At 47.0% G+C, this 691-nt stretch carries 1 protein-coding gene and 1 tRNA gene; one reads left to right on the top strand and one right to left on the bottom strand.

The genetic code is table 11. The features are described from left to right. The first annotated feature begins 98 nt into the window (after nucleotides 1-98). On the top strand, nucleotides 99-509 hold the full coding sequence (locus JTI98_RS17865) for a S24 family peptidase (RefSeq protein ID WP_371811942.1): 411 nt from the start codon (nucleotides 99-101) through the stop codon (nucleotides 507-509). A gap of 100 nt (nucleotides 510-609) precedes the next feature. Here JTI98_RS17865 and JTI98_RS17860 read toward each other — a convergent pair. Beyond that, nucleotides 610-691: transfer RNA gene (locus JTI98_RS17860), tRNA-Pro, on the bottom strand.

Genomic DNA, 691 nt, shown 5'->3' with positions numbered 1-691 from the left:
CCTGCAACGTTTCTCTTGTCATAAACCAGCTCAACAAACATTTTTACCTTCTCCCTTTACTGGTTGGATATACAGTATATATACTGTGTTTTTATCCAGTGTCAATAGTGGAGGTAACTATGGGCTTTCCCTCTCCGGCGGCTGACTATGTCGAGCGCCACATATCGCTAGATGAGAAGCTGATTTCCCATCCAGCTGCTACATACTTCATGAGAGCAGGGCAGACATACTGGAGAGAAGGCATCATAAATGGTGCCTTGTTAGTGGTAGATAGCTCCCTGTTACCTTGCGATGGTTCTTTGCTCATCTGTAGGATAGATGGTGATTTAAAGATAAAACGCTTCCGCGTGCACCCAAGACCTCACCTGGTGAACTTGGAGAACGGTAAGCGCGAAGAGATACCTGACGCAATGGGTGACTACAATGTGACTTCTCCAGTATTTGGGGTGATCACTTACATCATCAATGATGCACGATCGGGAGAGTTTGATAGCTGCCCTGTCATCTAATATGACGGTGGTTTCACCCCCATTTCACCCCAGTTTCACCCCGTACAAATTTCAGGCATAAAAAAACCAGCCRTAAAAGGCTGGTTYTTMWGGRGWATTTTGGTCGGCACGAGAGGATTTGAACCTCCGACCCCCGACACCCCATGTCGGAGTGCTACTGTCTTGAAGACTGCTATGTGCCA

Origin of the sequence: Citrobacter sp. MGH 55 (genome assembly GCF_016906145.1) — a bacterium.
GTDB lineage: Bacteria > Pseudomonadota > Gammaproteobacteria > Enterobacterales > Enterobacteriaceae > Citrobacter_A > Citrobacter_A amalonaticus.
This window is presented reverse-complemented; position numbering and strand designations above follow the sequence as displayed.